We start from the raw sequence: 13,817 nt of genomic DNA, 5'->3' as shown, positions 1-13,817 counted from the left end.
GCTCATAACTGATCTGCTAACTCATGAAGATAAATTCGGGTTCGCTGCTGTATTAGCGCACGAAAATAAATACCTGATAAGGCAACAACCATTCCAGCCATGGTTGGCATGGTGGCACTCGCTACCCCATTAGCCATTGCTCGCATATTACCAGCCACCATCAGTGCCTCAAAAACCTGAATCATTCCCGTTACCGTACCCAATAATCCTAATAATGGGCATATCACCACCAACAGTTTGATATAACGTTGTCCCTGCTCCAGTAACTGCTGATACTGATTTAAAAGATGGGCCTTATACCATTGCCATAAACGATTATAAGCGGGTTTATCTAAGTCAACATACTGCTGCTGAAAAGCAGAGCCTAAGGATAAAAAAGACTGAGCATCTAACTTACGCTGCCAGAAAAAGTACAAAAAGCGCTCAATAATCAGTCCCCATAAAATCAGGCACACCCCCGCAATTAACCAAAGAACCCATCCGCCTTGCTGGAAAAAAACAGCAATATGCCATCCTATCGCTTCCATTAGGCTTCACGCTGAGTCGTCGTTGCTGAGTGATCCTGGATAAATTGCTGGGCTAATAACCCTGCGGCCTGTTTATCCAATACCTGAATTAGCGCCTTACTGCGTGAAGAAATAGCTGTATGCAAAAACAACAAAGGTATCGCTGCAATCAAACCTAATACCGTTGTAATCAATGCTTGGGAAATACCCGCAGCCATTAGCTTCGGATCTCCGGTGCCAAACAATGTGATTGTTTGGAAGGTAACAATCATCCCGGTTACCGTACCCAGTAACCCCATTAAAGGTGCAACACCCGCCAATAACTTAACAGTGCCTTGCCACCGCTCTAACTTTGGCACCTCATGCATAATAGCCTCATCTAAACAAAGCTCTAATTGTTCTAAGTTCCTTGCTTGCTGTTGCTGATATACTGCCAGCACCCGACCTAAAGGATTGTCCTGTTGAGGTACCGTAGGCTGACTAAGCTGTTGCTTAACATTCCTTTGAATGAACATTAATTGCAGCAATCTACCTATACCTAAAAGCATGCCAATGACACCCAAGACACCAATTATCATGCCCACCACTCCACCTTGCTGCCAGCGTTCAATCCAGGTGGGCTGCTGTTGAAGAATATTCAGCACGTCTCCCTGGGTTGGGTCAATGGTTAAGGGGGCTACTGTCGTTTTCGCCTGTAGCCAATCATTTAGCCGATCCAATGTACTCGCCGATGGCTGACTCGCTAGCAATTGCAGTGGACCCTCTGGGACATAACGCAAATACCCTTGGTTAGTCACTACATTAAAGGAGCCAACACGTGTAACTTGCTCTGTCTCGGACTGTCCTCCAGCCCGAATCACTGGCGCAGAAAAAGAGACAATTTCGCCTGAAGCCGTCATTTCCCGCTGTAATTCATACCATAACTGTCGTAGCTCTTGAGTCGTTGGCAATTGCTTGGTTTCTGATAACGAACGCAGTTGAGCAATACGCTCTGGATATTGCGCAGTAATTAACGACTGTTGCAACGTAGTCTGAACATCATTGGCTAGTTGACGGACTTGACCAAATAATTCACCCAGATGCCCACTACGCTGTTTTAACGTCTGTTTCAGCGTAATTAATGTTTCTGCTTGCTCATCAAATGTTTGCTGCAGCTTTTCATTTTCTGTCTGAGCTTGAGCCAATGCCGCCTTTGCTTCTGCCAGCAGTTTAGCCTGTTGTGCTTTTTCTTTTAAAAACCGGGCTTCACGCTGTTTATTAATGGTTTGTTGCTGCTGCTGTTGCTGTAAAATTTGCTGCAATAACTGCTGGGGTGTCTCAGGTACTTGCTGATTAGCCGCTAACGCTGTACAGCCAAAACCCGCTATCAGCACCAATATAAAATACTTCATCGTTTTCTTCTTTCCCCTGCCACTACCTTTACTTTGTCTTTTGCTGTGTGCTGACAGCATCTTGTATCTTGCTGACATGGTTCGGTGTATTAATAGGCAGCGACAACAGTTGAGGTGCTTGCTGCTGATGGGCTAAGCGAATGGCTTGCTGTAATTCGGATAAATACTGCTGATCAAGTGACTGCCAGTGGCGCAGCTGATTATTCCATACACCTAACTCGTGACCATCAGCTGTCATGTAGTACAACCCTACACGTCCCATACGAAAAAACTGCACCCATTGTGCGGTCCCCGTTTTTTCTGTCGTACTAGAATGCATTTTATTGGCCACTAGTTGACCTTCATAGGCTTCAATTGTATTGCCATACTCAATTTCAATTTGAAATGCTTCGAGTAGCTGTCGGTATTTTTCAGCAACACTGACTTCACTATTGACCAGTAATAAGTCGAGCTTATCTAATCGAGCCTGACGCTCTTCCATTAAAAATGGAATATCCATTGCCACAAACCGCTTCAAACCCTGCAACATTTGTTGCATAAGGGGAAGAATTGCATGTTGGGTTTCTTCGATACTTTCAATCTGAGCAGACAACTCTGTGATTTTTTGCTGTTGGGAATCTGTCATCAACTTTAGTTGTTTATTATAAAGTGACAGGCTTTGCTGCTCCGCAACCACTTGCCGATAAGATTGCAACATGTCCTGGGTTTCATCATCTGTTTTATCAATGTGCTGCTGGGTTTTCACACCTGCCTTATGAGTTTGCTCCAAGGACTCAAAAGCCTGGTTTAAGTCATCCGCCCAAGCCCAATGACTCATAAAAAAACCAGTTACACTAACCAGCAGACCTGTGATTATTTGATTTCGCCTATTTCTGCATGTCATGCATCACAACCTTAACAACAGTGAGTGGCCTTGAAGCAAGGCTCATTTGCAGAACGCATGTTTATCACAAATGATAACTATTCTCAATTGATTTAATAGTACTTTCGCTTCTCAACCTAACTGATCTATCAAACTTAATGTCTATTGCGTCAAATCAACTTTTATTCATCATTTATTTTTACAATACGAAACCTGAAGTATAAGTCATAAGTCATTTATCTTTAGGGTACCTCTAAAAATAGTGATTTTTTTCCAAGAGCAAGGAAGCACTGCACGGAGAACCGCAGTGTATAAGGAATACATGAGGATTCGAGTACAGCGCTGACACAGCTATTAAGAAAAAAGTGCATTTTTAGAGGTGCCCTTTAGTCACTTTGTGCTATCAAGATAGGAATCTAAGAGTGATAGACAACAAAAGCAGCATGGATAAAGCCTGCAACTGAAATAAAGCTACTCATTCATAAAAAATACACTTTTGCTGCTAAGGATGTCATTGCACTCATTGTTTTATACCACCTTATGACGAAAGTAATCGCAACTAATAACAACCTGTGAACATATAAAAGGTAACTCCCATGAAGTTAGCTCCTCTTGCGCTTGCCACATTAACCAGCGTCAGCCTTTCTCTATTACCTTCCTTCGCTTCTGCTCATAAAGCCGGTGATTTCATTCTCCGCACAGGTGCAGCAACAGTTGATCCAAGTGAAGATAGTGGCTCAGTGTTTGTGGGAGGGTCCGATACCGGGATGGAAGTCGGTGCTGACAGCAATACACAGTTAGGCTTAACGTTTACCTATATGCTTGCAGATCATTGGGGAATAGGTTTATTGGCTGCCACCCCCTTTGAGCACACATTGAGCCTAAAGAAAAGTGTGCTGGGCTTAGGCGATGGAACCCTCGCCGATATGAAACACCTGCCTCCTACAGTCACTTTACAATACTTCTTTAATAAACCAGCCAACGCTTTTCAGCCTTATGTTGGTGCGGGGATAAACTACACAACGTTTTTTGATGAAGAGTTTAGCTCAACCCGTAAAAACCAAGGATTTAGCAGTTTAGATTTAGACGACTCATGGGGTTGGGCTGCAGAAGTAGGTGTTGACTACCAAATCAATGATAAATGGGTGGTTAATGGTACGTTATGGTACCTTGATATTGATACCACTGCAGAGTTTAGATTTGGTGGATCAAAATCCAAAGTTGATGTTGATATTGATCCATGGGTTTACATGCTGGGTGTAGGCTACAAATTTTAGGCTGCCATCATTAGCTTAATCAGTGCTTGTCTGCTGTTTTAATACGGCAGACAAACAAAGATATGTTTTCACGATCCCTGCTCATAAAGTTTTTTCATTATTCTGACCAAGCCAGTACGCCATGGCTTAGCATGAATACCAAAGGTGCGCAGAATTTTTCGGTTGGCCAACCGATCATTACGACGAGCTCTAAGACGTTCTAACTGCTCAGTTTCAACAACCTTGATACAGTTAATGGGTAAATCTTCAAACTGAGAGGCTTCATTATAAATGACCTCATTAAACTTACTCTCTGATACAGCTTCTACACCGGCATAGTGGTAAGTACCGAACACCTGAGCATCACAATCCAATTGATATAAGATAGTCATAAAAACTTTGGCAACATTCTCTGCTGGGGTTGGGTTTCCCAGCTTATCACTAGCAACAGTGATAGGTTTGTGCAAGCGCAACGCGGTTAGTGTGCGATTGACCATATTTTCTCGTCGAGCACTAATTACCCAGCCAACTCGCAAAATAATATGCCGAGGACAACGGTCACGTATCTGCTGCTCTCCTTGCCAAATACTACACGCCAACACACCTTGAGGGTTTGGTTCATCCTCTTCGGTATAGGGTTCTGACTTACTACCATCAAATACCAAATAAGACGACAGATGTATCAGTATCATGCCCATGGCATGGCATAAGTCAGCCAAAGCAGCAATAGCATCCCGGTTAATGGCAAAACAAAGGGATGGCTCTTGTTCTGCGCGACTCAAGCTCCTGTACCCTGAACAATTTACAACCATTGAGGGCTGAAACTCATTCAAAATATCATGCAGTGCTTGAGCATCAGCAATATCCAACTCACTTCTGGCAGGAGCCAAAAACTCAATTTCATTTTGCCGTAATATTTCACACAAGCGATGTCCAGTTTGACCAGAACCACCAATTACCAGAACTTTCATGCTGTCTTTCTGCGAACTCCTATATTATGTTGTGCTCTAGAGGCCCAAGCGTAATGCAAAAAACGCGCTTGCAGGCCAAGTATCACATGTTCACCATGTCAGCTGTTACAGGCAGTGAGCAAGTAATAAAACTGAGGAGCTTATAGTAATAAACTGCTGTGGTGAAGAGGAATAATCAAAAACATTACGAACCGATCAGCGAATATCATTTTTCAGAATATAGCCTATAACCATAGCCCAGCAATGAGGATATCACCCTTAATTCAGCATAACAGGCTGATAGCAACACGCCCGAGCATGAGTGATATAAAGTCCTTCGCTGTGGGTATATATGCAATTACCTTAAGAGAAGACATGAAAAATGTTATTTTTCTGCAAAATCAATCATAATAACCACGTTAAACTGATAGTTTTGGAATCAACCTCAAAACTAATTATCAGTAAAGCGTTGGACACTATCATAAAGAAGTAACAAAAATAGAGATTTAAGTGCTAATTCACTCGACTTTACAAAAGTAACATACTTAACGTATGACAGATCTCCAAAATGCGGTACATATACAGGTTTAAACGGACACAGGAACGGCAGTATTCATGAACTCTGTTGAGCAAAATCACGCAAATGCCAAAAATGCCGAGAATGACCGAATTTTGCTGGTTGACGACAACCCAGCCAACCTGCATGTGTTATTACAAACGTTAAATGGCCGTGGCTATAAACTGTTAATCGCTAAGAGTGGTGAAAGTGCACTTAAAATTGCTCAACAAGAAAAACCTGCCTTAATCCTCCTTGATATTATCATGCCTGGGATTGATGGCTACGAAGTCTGCCAAAAACTCAAGGCAGACCCCCTAACTCAAGACATTGCAATTATTTTCCTTTCATCACTTGATGAAACCAAAGATAAAGTCAAAGGACTCAAGCTTGGAGCCACTGATTTTATCTCTAAGCCATTTCAATCAGAAGAAGTCATTGCTCGTGTTGAGAGCCAGCTTAAAATACATCAACTGGAACAAGCACTAGCCAAACGCAATCGCCAGCTCGAAGCAGACAATGAGCGGATATTGGCTTCGATGACAGAAGGCGTCATTGGTGTTGATCAGCAAGCCCATATAACCTTTGTCAATTATGCCGCCACACAGGTGACTGGCTGGAGTGAAGAGCAGTTAATCGGCAAAAACTTTCACCAGCTGTTATTGCATAGCTATGCTGACATGACCCCCTGCGATTTTAGTGAAACCCCATTGTGGCATGTGCTTCACCATGGGCATCCACAACAGGTTGAGGATAGTATTTTCTGGCACCAACAAGGTCACTGTTTTGCGGTAGACTACTCATGTACTCCAATTACTGAAAGTGGTCACACGACAGGTGCTGTTATTGTATTTAAAGACATTACTGAGCGTAAGCGTAGTGAGCAAGCCTTACAACAAGCATTGTCCGAACTTCAGGAACAACAAGAACGTCTAACTCATGTCTCTCGACTGAGTACAATGGGTGAGATGGCCGCAGGATTTGCTCATGAAGTTAACCAGCCTCTCACCGCAATATCAAACTACTCACAAGTTTGTACACGTATTTTAAAGCGAGATAATGTTGATGCTGACGTTCTTACGGATGCTCTGGAAAAAATAGCTACCCAGGCCCGACGTGCAGGAGAAATCATCGCCCGGATTCGCAGCTTTGTAAAAAAACCTGAGCACTGTATTGAACAGGTTGAATGCAACAAGCTGATTAGTGATGTTGTAAAACTGGCTGAAGTAGATGCGCGTAATAACGCTATCCAAATTCACTTTCATCCTGGTAAGCATATTCCCCATATAGCCGCCGACCCCGTGCAGATTCAACAGGTTGCACTTAACCTGTTGCGTAATGCAATGGAAGCTATGAAAGGGCTGGATACTCAGGAAGAAGGTGTGCATATTTCCACTGAAAAAATCAGTGATCAGTTTGTTAAAGTAATGGTGATTGATCGTGGCCATGGATTGTCACCAGAAGCAGCCGAAAACCTATTTACGCCCTTCTTTACCACGAAGTCCACAGGTATGGGCATAGGTTTATCGGTGTGTGAGTCAATTATGTCTTCTCATGGTGGAAAGCTAGGCTTTGAAAATAATCCTGATGGCGGTACTATTTTTTACTTTACGATCCCAATTTCCCAATAGACACAGGCCTGCAGATGCAGGCTATGTGTTATAGACACTTTTTTAACCAAGCTGAATCATGGTTTCATTCGAGGCTGCATCCGCTGATCTACCTCAACATAATCAATAACCGCTAACTGCTCAATACCCTGTACCATCTGCGCTAAATGAGCTTCATCTGCAGGCTCTGCACAAATAATAAGTCCCTGCTCCTGAAAACGTCGAATCACATAAAATGGGTTCAGCACACTTACTTTTCTTAACTCATCACTATAGGCGTCCTCAAGTGACATTTTTCCAGAATGTATCTGGTCATTAAAAACAACTATAAGGCGAACGCCACCTGATGTTGGAGTAGAGCAGTCTGCCATTGTTACACCAGCCACAGAATACCCCAATACCATCAAACATATTAGAATTGTTTTCTTGATCATTTGCTAATCCTTTAACCTCTTGTTTTTTCACGATCATACTACACATGGCGCATGTGTCCAGTTATCCTCATACATAATAACACCATTACAGAAAGCGACTATTTGCCATTTTCAGCAAACTCATACTAACCTATCCATAGCTTACTCCATAACCTCAAACAGCAAGGCAGGCTTAAACCTATCACCTGATACCATTTGTTTATAATATGTACTCCTCCAAGTTAGCTTTCAATGCAGTCTGCCATACTGGTATTAGCACAAAAAACAAGGGTTGGTCCGTGAAGCGTACAAATGAAGACTCATATTATTATAGCCATATGTTTCATCACTCTTTTGTCACATAAAGCAACCGCAGAAGAAGAAATAAGTATTGCGATTGGTGAATGGCATCCTTTCATTGGTAAAGATCTTCCTCATTATGGTATTGTCACTCATATTTTGACAACCGTTTTTACCGCTCAAAATATCAACGTAAGATATGGCTTTTTCCCTTGGAAACGGTCATATAAGTACGTTAAATCTGGAAAATGGCATGCTTCAGCAATATGGGGAAAAACGAAAGAACGGCTCAAAGACTCTTACTTTTCAGATATTGTTTATACTGGAGAGCTGGTGCTTTTTCATTTAAGAGAAACACCGATCATCTGGCAAGGAGATCCAGATAAGCTTTATCAATTAAAAGGCTTGCATATTGGTATACCCATGGAGTCAGCTAAAGCTAAACTTCTGGTCAAAGCGGAACAAGCCAAACTTATTAACTTTATTACTGGGACCGATAAGGTTTCAACATTTCTCATGCTTGTTGCAAAGCGGTTTGATGCACTCGATGAAAATAAGGATGTTGGTTTACATATAATCCATTCTCAGCTAACTACTGATCATCAGGATGATATCACCTATACACAACCATATGAACGCTGGGATTATCACTTGATATTTTCTAAAAAAATTGAACACAATAAATTATTTTTAAAATTATTTAACGAAGGACTAAATCAGCTAGTCACGACAGGTCAATATCAACAACTCTGGAAAGAGTTCTATCAAGGCAAGTATAACTAAATTTACTGCCAGTCTTTTACGCCATACTTTGCTAAGATTTTCTCCAACTTACCGCTTGCTCTTAACCTAACCATACCGTTGCTCAAAATTTCAGCATACTCTTTTGCCCGGTCATTCATAGGGGAAAAAGCAACATACATTTCATCTCTAGATACACAGCCTGCTTCTCGAAGATTATACGCTTTATTTTTTAGGTAATAATTTACAACCTCCCGTCCATCAATGATAACATCAACACGCTTTTTGATAAGCCTATCAATATTTCTACTCAGAGCTTGAATATCTTCACCCGAAATTGACGAAACCCAAAAGCCATTAGTTTCTTGTAGAATATATTGATCTAACTCCCCACCATTATCATAATTATAGTCTTGAATGACACCTAAACGTAGGTTTGCTAAAGATCTAACTCCGGCATATTCCCAAGATGACTCAAGCCTTGTAAAAAAACACATATGGTAATAAGACTGAGCCTTTTCAGGAAAAATCAAATCAGGAAGCCCCAAAGGGACTGTTCCAAGAACTCCATCATAGTCTCCATTTCTAACACCCAAAATTGCCCTAGACCAAGGCACAACAGTTAGTTTTATGTGGTATCCATGCTCACTCAATATTTCACGGACAATTTCCACAAAAAAGCCAGGCTGATCACTTAATCCTGTGTCACTTGACACATCAGGACAAATATAAGGACACCAACTTCCCGTCGCTAATGCAATCGTATCGGTAGCTCCCTTAATAGGTATACAAATAGTAAAATACAATACTACTAAGGAAATATAACGTAGTCTTCTCTCGCTTTTCACTCTGGCTTCAATCTCAACACTTGCCATGCTTATGTTTACAATAAACTATAGACATTATTGGCTCTGATGATAGTTTTTTAATGCTCCTTCAATGAAACCATCTATTCAGCATCAACCATAGCAATTGTATATAGCCCCTTCACGAATCTTTTTTAGCGTTTATCCTAATGAGTTCCAGACACAGAGGTAATGTTGTTGTCTGTATTTTTCATTTTCGGTATATAAACTATTACTCTCTATTCATAAAGGTTAACTATATTTAATCCTCTTTAATGATTAAATATTTTTTTATAAAGCTGGTAACGTTATACTTGCTTTATTATTACTTAAATTCACTCCACTTCTATATACCCAATACGAATGGTTTTTAGGTGCGACCATCGAGTGACGAAGCCCCATGAGCCTATATTAATAGGTGATTGCGGGTGAGGAGTGAAGATAACAAAACCTAGAAATCATTTGTGAAGGGTATACTTCGCTGTGGGTATCACTCTTCTGCCATTAATTAAAAATGAGATGTCTATGCATCAGCTTAAAACAAAGCTCTCTACTTTACTAACATGCTTGTTTATTACCTTTACCAGTCATACATTCGCTACCCAAACATCCACACCCATTGACAATAAAAAACTTCGTCCCCTATTGAACAGTGAACGTATTGAACTAAAGTTTGGTAGCTACGGGATTGACGTACTGGAATCTGGAGAGTCAATTAGAGTATCACGCTTATACAGTACTCACTCAAGTAAAAAAGTAACCAGGACTTTGGCAATTGTGCATTACCCTGAGCAAGTTGATACCTCTTTTGCCAATGAGCACAAAAAAATTCTCAATGGAGGGTCTATTGGCGCAGTTTTAAAAGCGGCTGGATGGAAAATAAGTAAACAACCTCAATTCTTTGGCGAACTAAAATCTGACCAGGATTTAGCTGCATTATACAAAAGCTTTCAGTCGTCTTCGAAAGAAAATTTAGCTATTCATATATACTCATTATATATTGAGAAAAACAACACAAAATTTAAGTATGCTACAATTGCCGAAGTTCACCACCCGGATTACTTAACGTTAAATGACTTAAAAGAAATATACAGTACTGATTATAATAATTTCAATACAGAAACTGAGGAAGTTAAAAAGCTCATTGCTTTTATCCAAAATAAAATTAAGTCCGTAAAAATCCCAACCACATAACCTAGGTAATTACGCATAAAGTAAGCGCATATTACTGCGCTTACTCATCATTGATTAAAAACAATTTTCATTGTGAGGCTGGACCCTACCATACCTAGCCTTTCACACAAACAATTTGTTTTAAGGTATAAACCACTTCGATCAAATCTGACTGAGCAGCCATCACGTTATCAATAGGTTTATAAGCAGCTGGTGTTTCATCAATCACAGCCTCATCTTTACGGCACTCAACCCCTTGAGTTGCCGCCAAGTGTTCTGCCAGTGAAACTACTTTCTTCGCTTGAGTACGCGACATAACACGTCCAGCACCATGACTACAACTGTTGAAACTTTCAGGATTTCCTTTACCTCTTACGATAAAAGATTTTGCCCCCATACTTCCTGGGATAATACCTAACTGCCCCTCTCTCGCACTCACAGCCCCCTTACGAGTAATCCAGACATCCTTTCCATAGTGATGCTCACGATTTACGTAATTATGATGACAGTTTACTGCTTCAACATGCGCCTCAAAGGTACGATTCAGTGCTTTTTGTACTGCTTGAATCACACGCTGCATCATGACTTCTCGGTTAATACGAGCATAGTTTTGTGCCCATTCAACACTTTGCATGTAGTCAGTAAATAAATTTGACCCTTCGGGCAAGTAAGCCAAGTCACGATCAGGCAGTTGAATTTGCCAGCGTTCCATTTCTTTTTTAGCAAGCTCAATAAAGTGAGTACCAATTCTGTTACCTACGCCACGGGAACCGCTATGTAACATAAACCAAACACTGTTCTGCTCATCTAAACAGACTTCTATAAAATGGTTTCCTGTACCAAGAGTTCCTAGATGATTTACGTTATTGGTTTGCTTCAAGACCGTATGCTTTTCCTGCAGCTGATCAAACACAGGCGCCAGTGCACGCCACGCATTAGCAACATCTTGCGGAATATCACCCCAGGCACCTTTATCCCGCCCTTTTCTGGCTCTAGCTGAACGCCCATGAGGAACCGCTTGCTCAATTGCACTTCGAATTCCACCAAGGTGTTCAGGTAAATCACTGGCGTTGAGTGATGTCTTACATGCCATCATTCCACAGCCTATATCAACACCAACAGCAGCCGGGATCACACAGTCAACCGTAGGTACCACACTACCTATTGTGGCTCCCTTACCTAAATGGACATCCGGCATTACCGCCAGCCATTTATACACAAAGGGTAACTGAGCTATATTCAATAACTGTTGTTTAGCGGCTTGCTCAAAGGCAACATCACGGGTCCAAGCTTTAATGGGAACACCTTTTTGTCCTTGAACAACTTCATATTTTCTACACATTGGAATGCTATCTCATTTAGTCAAAATCAGGTAAGGTAAACCACATATAACAAAGACCATGCCAAAATTTTTTTACACTAAATTCAATAGGATAGCAGTTAGCCGCTCAATGGGGACTATCTAAAAAGATAGATAATTATCAAATAAGTGAGTGACTTATGCCTACCCATACTACCCACTTCCCATTACTGCATCACCCTGTTATTCGCAAACTCTATGGAGCCTGGCGAAAATACCTTTATGCAATGAATGCACAGTGTGACAGCCAAACTCAGTATAAGGTTTTTGCCCAGCTCATTTCCCAATATCAGCAAACCCACCGCCATTACCATAACATTTACCATCTTGCACATTTAATGACACTTGCGGAACGATTTGCCGATTTAAGTCATGACTTACCAACAATTATGTTGGCCATCTTTTATCATGATAGTGTGTATAAGCGGTTTAGTCGGAGAAATGAATTAGCGAGTGCGAATCAAGCAAAAAATGAGTTATTGGATTTGGGTGTGGCGCCAGCACAAGTAGAATGCATTAGCCAGTGGATACTTTCGACAATACATCACCAGCCCTCCTCAAGTAGTAAAGACGAGCAATTATTTCTCGACCTGGATTTAGCCATTCTTGCAGCACCTGAAGCGCTTTATCAACGATACCAGCAGCAGGTACGCATGGAGCACCGCTTTATACCTTATCGTTTATATAAACGCCTAAGAAACCAAGTGCTTTCCAAGCTGCTATCACGTCCAACCCTCTACTTTACACCAGCACTACAAGCACGCTGGGAGCAACAGGCCAGAAAAAATATCATGCAGGAAATTAATGGAGAAGTTATAACAGAGTCTAGCTTTAAAGAGTGTGGCGCCTAGCCCAATACACCTGAGTTTCCTCCCCAAAAAAAAGCTACCTTACGGTAGCTATAAAATGTTGTTGGAAACTATATCGTTGGGCAGATATTTTCAAGCCAACAGCACTAAGAGGCCGCCTGACGTATATTTTCAAGCGTTTTCTTGCCTACTCTTGGTAATGAAGTCAATACTTCTTCTGGCGCGGTTGCAATCGCACTTAGTGACGTATAACCTTGATTAAACAATGTTTTAGCATTTGCCAGCGATAACCCCGTAATCACTCGCGTCTCTTCCTTAATAATCAAGTCACTTATCCAGTCTTCTTTGTTTTTAAGCTTTTTTTGCCCCCAGCTATGCCAAAGTGGGTTTTCTTCCATCTTGGCGCTCAAATCTTTAAGCTTTTCTTCATAGCCTAAATTACTCTCAACAACTTCTCGACATGCTAGCAAGAACGCCAAATACTCAGCCTCTTTAACAAAGCCAATATCACTTTTTAACATGCCATTTTCGTCAACACGAAGGGCAAAATCTGCAGCCTTTAACCACTCACCCTCTTTCTTCGAAGTCGACGCTTCAGGCAATTCAGCAATCTGTTTACCATGTTGTTGAAGCACATCTAACGAGGTATATAGTGTTAAGTTAGCAGCAAATACAAAAGTCTCTTCTTTCGTCACACTTAATGGTGCTTCTGGTGACTGATCAAATGTCTCTTGTGTCTCTGTAACCGGCTTAATTTGCTCATCACACTCGCTTGATTTCTCATTAACTGAGTCAGACTGTATTGAGTTATCATCAGGCTCATCCACAAAGGCTTTGGTTTGTGTCTCCTCAGTAAACTCTCTATCTGTTACTGAGTGAGTATTAGCCTGATTATTTTGGGTCTGAAGCGTTGTGTGCTGTTGATCATCGGAATGACCGTTATTATTCGCTTTATCGCTAGCGTTATCCTCACTAGCTTTTCCACTAAACCATGAAAAAAGTTTTTTAAACATTCAGCCTCCGTCATTAAAACGTACTGAAAGTA

Annotated in this window: 13 protein-coding genes; 5 read left to right on the top strand and 8 right to left on the bottom strand. The window is 41.2% G+C overall.

The window, feature by feature from the left end; genetic code table 11:
* Nucleotides 1-2: 2 nt before the first annotated feature.
* The 3 genes from KHS79_RS15600 to KHS79_RS15590 are packed head-to-tail and all read right to left on the bottom strand — an operon-like array spanning nt 3 to nt 2,780.
* Nucleotides 3-527 carry a MotA/TolQ/ExbB proton channel family protein gene (locus KHS79_RS15600; RefSeq protein ID WP_212720174.1) on the bottom strand — a complete coding sequence of 175 codons (525 nt, stop codon included), beginning with the start codon at nt 525-527 and terminating at the stop codon, nt 3-5.
* Nucleotides 527-1,897 (bottom strand): MotA/TolQ/ExbB proton channel family protein, encoded by a 1,371-nt coding sequence (locus tag KHS79_RS15595; RefSeq protein ID WP_212720173.1) that lies wholly within the window; start codon nt 1,895-1,897, stop codon nt 527-529. Before KHS79_RS15595 ends, KHS79_RS15600 begins: the two co-directional genes overlap by 1 nt.
* A 28-nt stretch (nt 1,898-1,925) precedes the next feature.
* Nucleotides 1,926-2,780 (bottom strand): DUF3450 domain-containing protein, encoded by an 855-nt coding sequence (locus tag KHS79_RS15590; RefSeq protein ID WP_212720172.1) that lies wholly within the window; start codon nt 2,778-2,780, stop codon nt 1,926-1,928.
* A gap of 575 nt (nt 2,781-3,355) precedes the next feature.
* On the opposite strand from KHS79_RS15590, the gene KHS79_RS15585 reads away from it, so the two are divergent.
* Nucleotides 3,356-4,036, top strand: coding sequence for an OmpW family outer membrane protein (locus KHS79_RS15585; protein WP_212720171.1), 681 nt, complete (start codon nt 3,356-3,358; stop codon nt 4,034-4,036).
* A gap of 68 nt (nt 4,037-4,104) precedes the next feature.
* Here the strand turns inward: KHS79_RS15585 and KHS79_RS15580 are convergent, their stop codons facing one another.
* Entirely contained in the window at nt 4,105-4,986 is an 882-nt protein-coding gene (locus tag KHS79_RS15580) for an SDR family oxidoreductase (RefSeq protein WP_094786185.1), read from the bottom strand.
* 594 nt (nt 4,987-5,580) lie between these two features.
* On the opposite strand from KHS79_RS15580, the gene KHS79_RS15575 reads away from it, so the two are divergent.
* Complete coding sequence (locus KHS79_RS15575; RefSeq protein WP_212720170.1) at nt 5,581-7,152, top strand: ATP-binding response regulator; 1,572 nt, start codon at nt 5,581-5,583, stop codon at nt 7,150-7,152.
* Nucleotides 7,153-7,208: 56 nt separating this feature from the next.
* Here KHS79_RS15575 and KHS79_RS15570 read toward each other — a convergent pair whose 3' ends face one another.
* Nucleotides 7,209-7,565, bottom strand: coding sequence for a hypothetical protein (locus KHS79_RS15570; RefSeq protein WP_212720169.1), 357 nt, complete (start codon nt 7,563-7,565; stop codon nt 7,209-7,211).
* Between the two features lie 291 nt (nt 7,566-7,856).
* Between KHS79_RS15570 and KHS79_RS15565 the strand changes: the two genes are divergently transcribed.
* Nucleotides 7,857-8,627, top strand: coding sequence for a substrate-binding periplasmic protein (locus KHS79_RS15565; protein ID WP_212720167.1), 771 nt, complete (start codon nt 7,857-7,859; stop codon nt 8,625-8,627).
* 2 nt (nt 8,628-8,629) lie between these two features.
* Here the strand turns inward: KHS79_RS15565 and KHS79_RS15560 are convergent, their stop codons facing one another.
* Nucleotides 8,630-9,460, bottom strand: a complete 831-nt coding sequence (locus KHS79_RS15560; RefSeq protein ID WP_212720165.1) for a substrate-binding periplasmic protein — start codon at nt 9,458-9,460, stop codon at nt 8,630-8,632.
* 495 nt (nt 9,461-9,955) lie between these two features.
* On the opposite strand from KHS79_RS15560, the gene KHS79_RS15555 reads away from it, so the two are divergent.
* A complete protein-coding gene (locus tag KHS79_RS15555) occupies nt 9,956-10,624 on the top strand; it encodes a hypothetical protein (protein ID WP_212720162.1) in 669 nt (222 codons plus the stop codon).
* Nucleotides 10,625-10,718: 94 nt separating this feature from the next.
* Here KHS79_RS15555 and KHS79_RS15550 read toward each other — a convergent pair whose 3' ends face one another.
* Nucleotides 10,719-11,945, bottom strand: a complete 1,227-nt coding sequence (locus KHS79_RS15550; RefSeq protein ID WP_212720161.1) for an RtcB family protein — start codon at nt 11,943-11,945, stop codon at nt 10,719-10,721.
* 158 nt (nt 11,946-12,103) lie between these two features.
* Here KHS79_RS15550 and KHS79_RS15545 point away from each other — a divergent pair, with 158 nt between their 5' ends.
* Nucleotides 12,104-12,814 (top strand): HD domain-containing protein, encoded by a 711-nt coding sequence (locus KHS79_RS15545; RefSeq protein WP_212720160.1) that lies wholly within the window; start codon nt 12,104-12,106, stop codon nt 12,812-12,814.
* A 104-nt stretch (nt 12,815-12,918) separates the two neighbouring features.
* On the opposite strand, the gene KHS79_RS15540 is transcribed toward KHS79_RS15545, so the two are convergent.
* Nucleotides 12,919-13,785, bottom strand: coding sequence for a helix-hairpin-helix domain-containing protein (locus tag KHS79_RS15540; protein ID WP_212720159.1), 867 nt, complete (start codon nt 13,783-13,785; stop codon nt 12,919-12,921).
* Nucleotides 13,786-13,817: the final 32 nt, after the last annotated feature.

It is taken from the genome of Zooshikella ganghwensis, from assembly GCF_018263875.1.
GTDB classification, from domain to species: Bacteria; Pseudomonadota; Gammaproteobacteria; order Pseudomonadales; family Zooshikellaceae; genus Zooshikella; species Zooshikella ganghwensis.
The sequence above is the reverse complement of the archived record's forward strand: the minus strand, read 5'-3'. Positions and strand labels throughout refer to the sequence as shown.

Bases quoted from the DNA above. Each gene is read 5' to 3' on its own strand.
- KHS79_RS15600 (WP_212720174.1), bottom strand. From the start codon at position 527: ATGGAAGCGATAGGATGGCATATTGCTGTTTTTTTCCAGCAAGGCGGA.
- KHS79_RS15595 (WP_212720173.1), bottom strand. From the start codon at position 1,897: ATGAAGTATTTTATATTGGTGCTGATAGCGGGTTTTGGCTGTACAGCG.
- KHS79_RS15590 (WP_212720172.1), bottom strand. From the start codon at position 2,780: ATGACATGCAGAAATAGGCGAAATCAAATAATCACAGGTCTGCTGGTT.
- KHS79_RS15585 (WP_212720171.1), top strand. From the start codon at position 3,356: ATGAAGTTAGCTCCTCTTGCGCTTGCCACATTAACCAGCGTCAGCCTT.
- KHS79_RS15580 (WP_094786185.1), bottom strand. From the start codon at position 4,986: ATGAAAGTTCTGGTAATTGGTGGTTCTGGTCAAACTGGACATCGCTTG.
- KHS79_RS15575 (WP_212720170.1), top strand. From the start codon at position 5,581: ATGAACTCTGTTGAGCAAAATCACGCAAATGCCAAAAATGCCGAGAAT.
- KHS79_RS15570 (WP_212720169.1), bottom strand. From the start codon at position 7,565: ATGATCAAGAAAACAATTCTAATATGTTTGATGGTATTGGGGTATTCT.
- KHS79_RS15565 (WP_212720167.1), top strand. From the start codon at position 7,857: ATGAAGACTCATATTATTATAGCCATATGTTTCATCACTCTTTTGTCA.
- KHS79_RS15560 (WP_212720165.1), bottom strand. From the start codon at position 9,460: ATGGCAAGTGTTGAGATTGAAGCCAGAGTGAAAAGCGAGAGAAGACTA.
- KHS79_RS15555 (WP_212720162.1), top strand. From the start codon at position 9,956: ATGCATCAGCTTAAAACAAAGCTCTCTACTTTACTAACATGCTTGTTT.
- KHS79_RS15550 (WP_212720161.1), bottom strand. From the start codon at position 11,945: ATGTGTAGAAAATATGAAGTTGTTCAAGGACAAAAAGGTGTTCCCATT.
- KHS79_RS15545 (WP_212720160.1), top strand. From the start codon at position 12,104: ATGCCTACCCATACTACCCACTTCCCATTACTGCATCACCCTGTTATT.
- KHS79_RS15540 (WP_212720159.1), bottom strand. From the start codon at position 13,785: ATGTTTAAAAAACTTTTTTCATGGTTTAGTGGAAAAGCTAGTGAGGAT.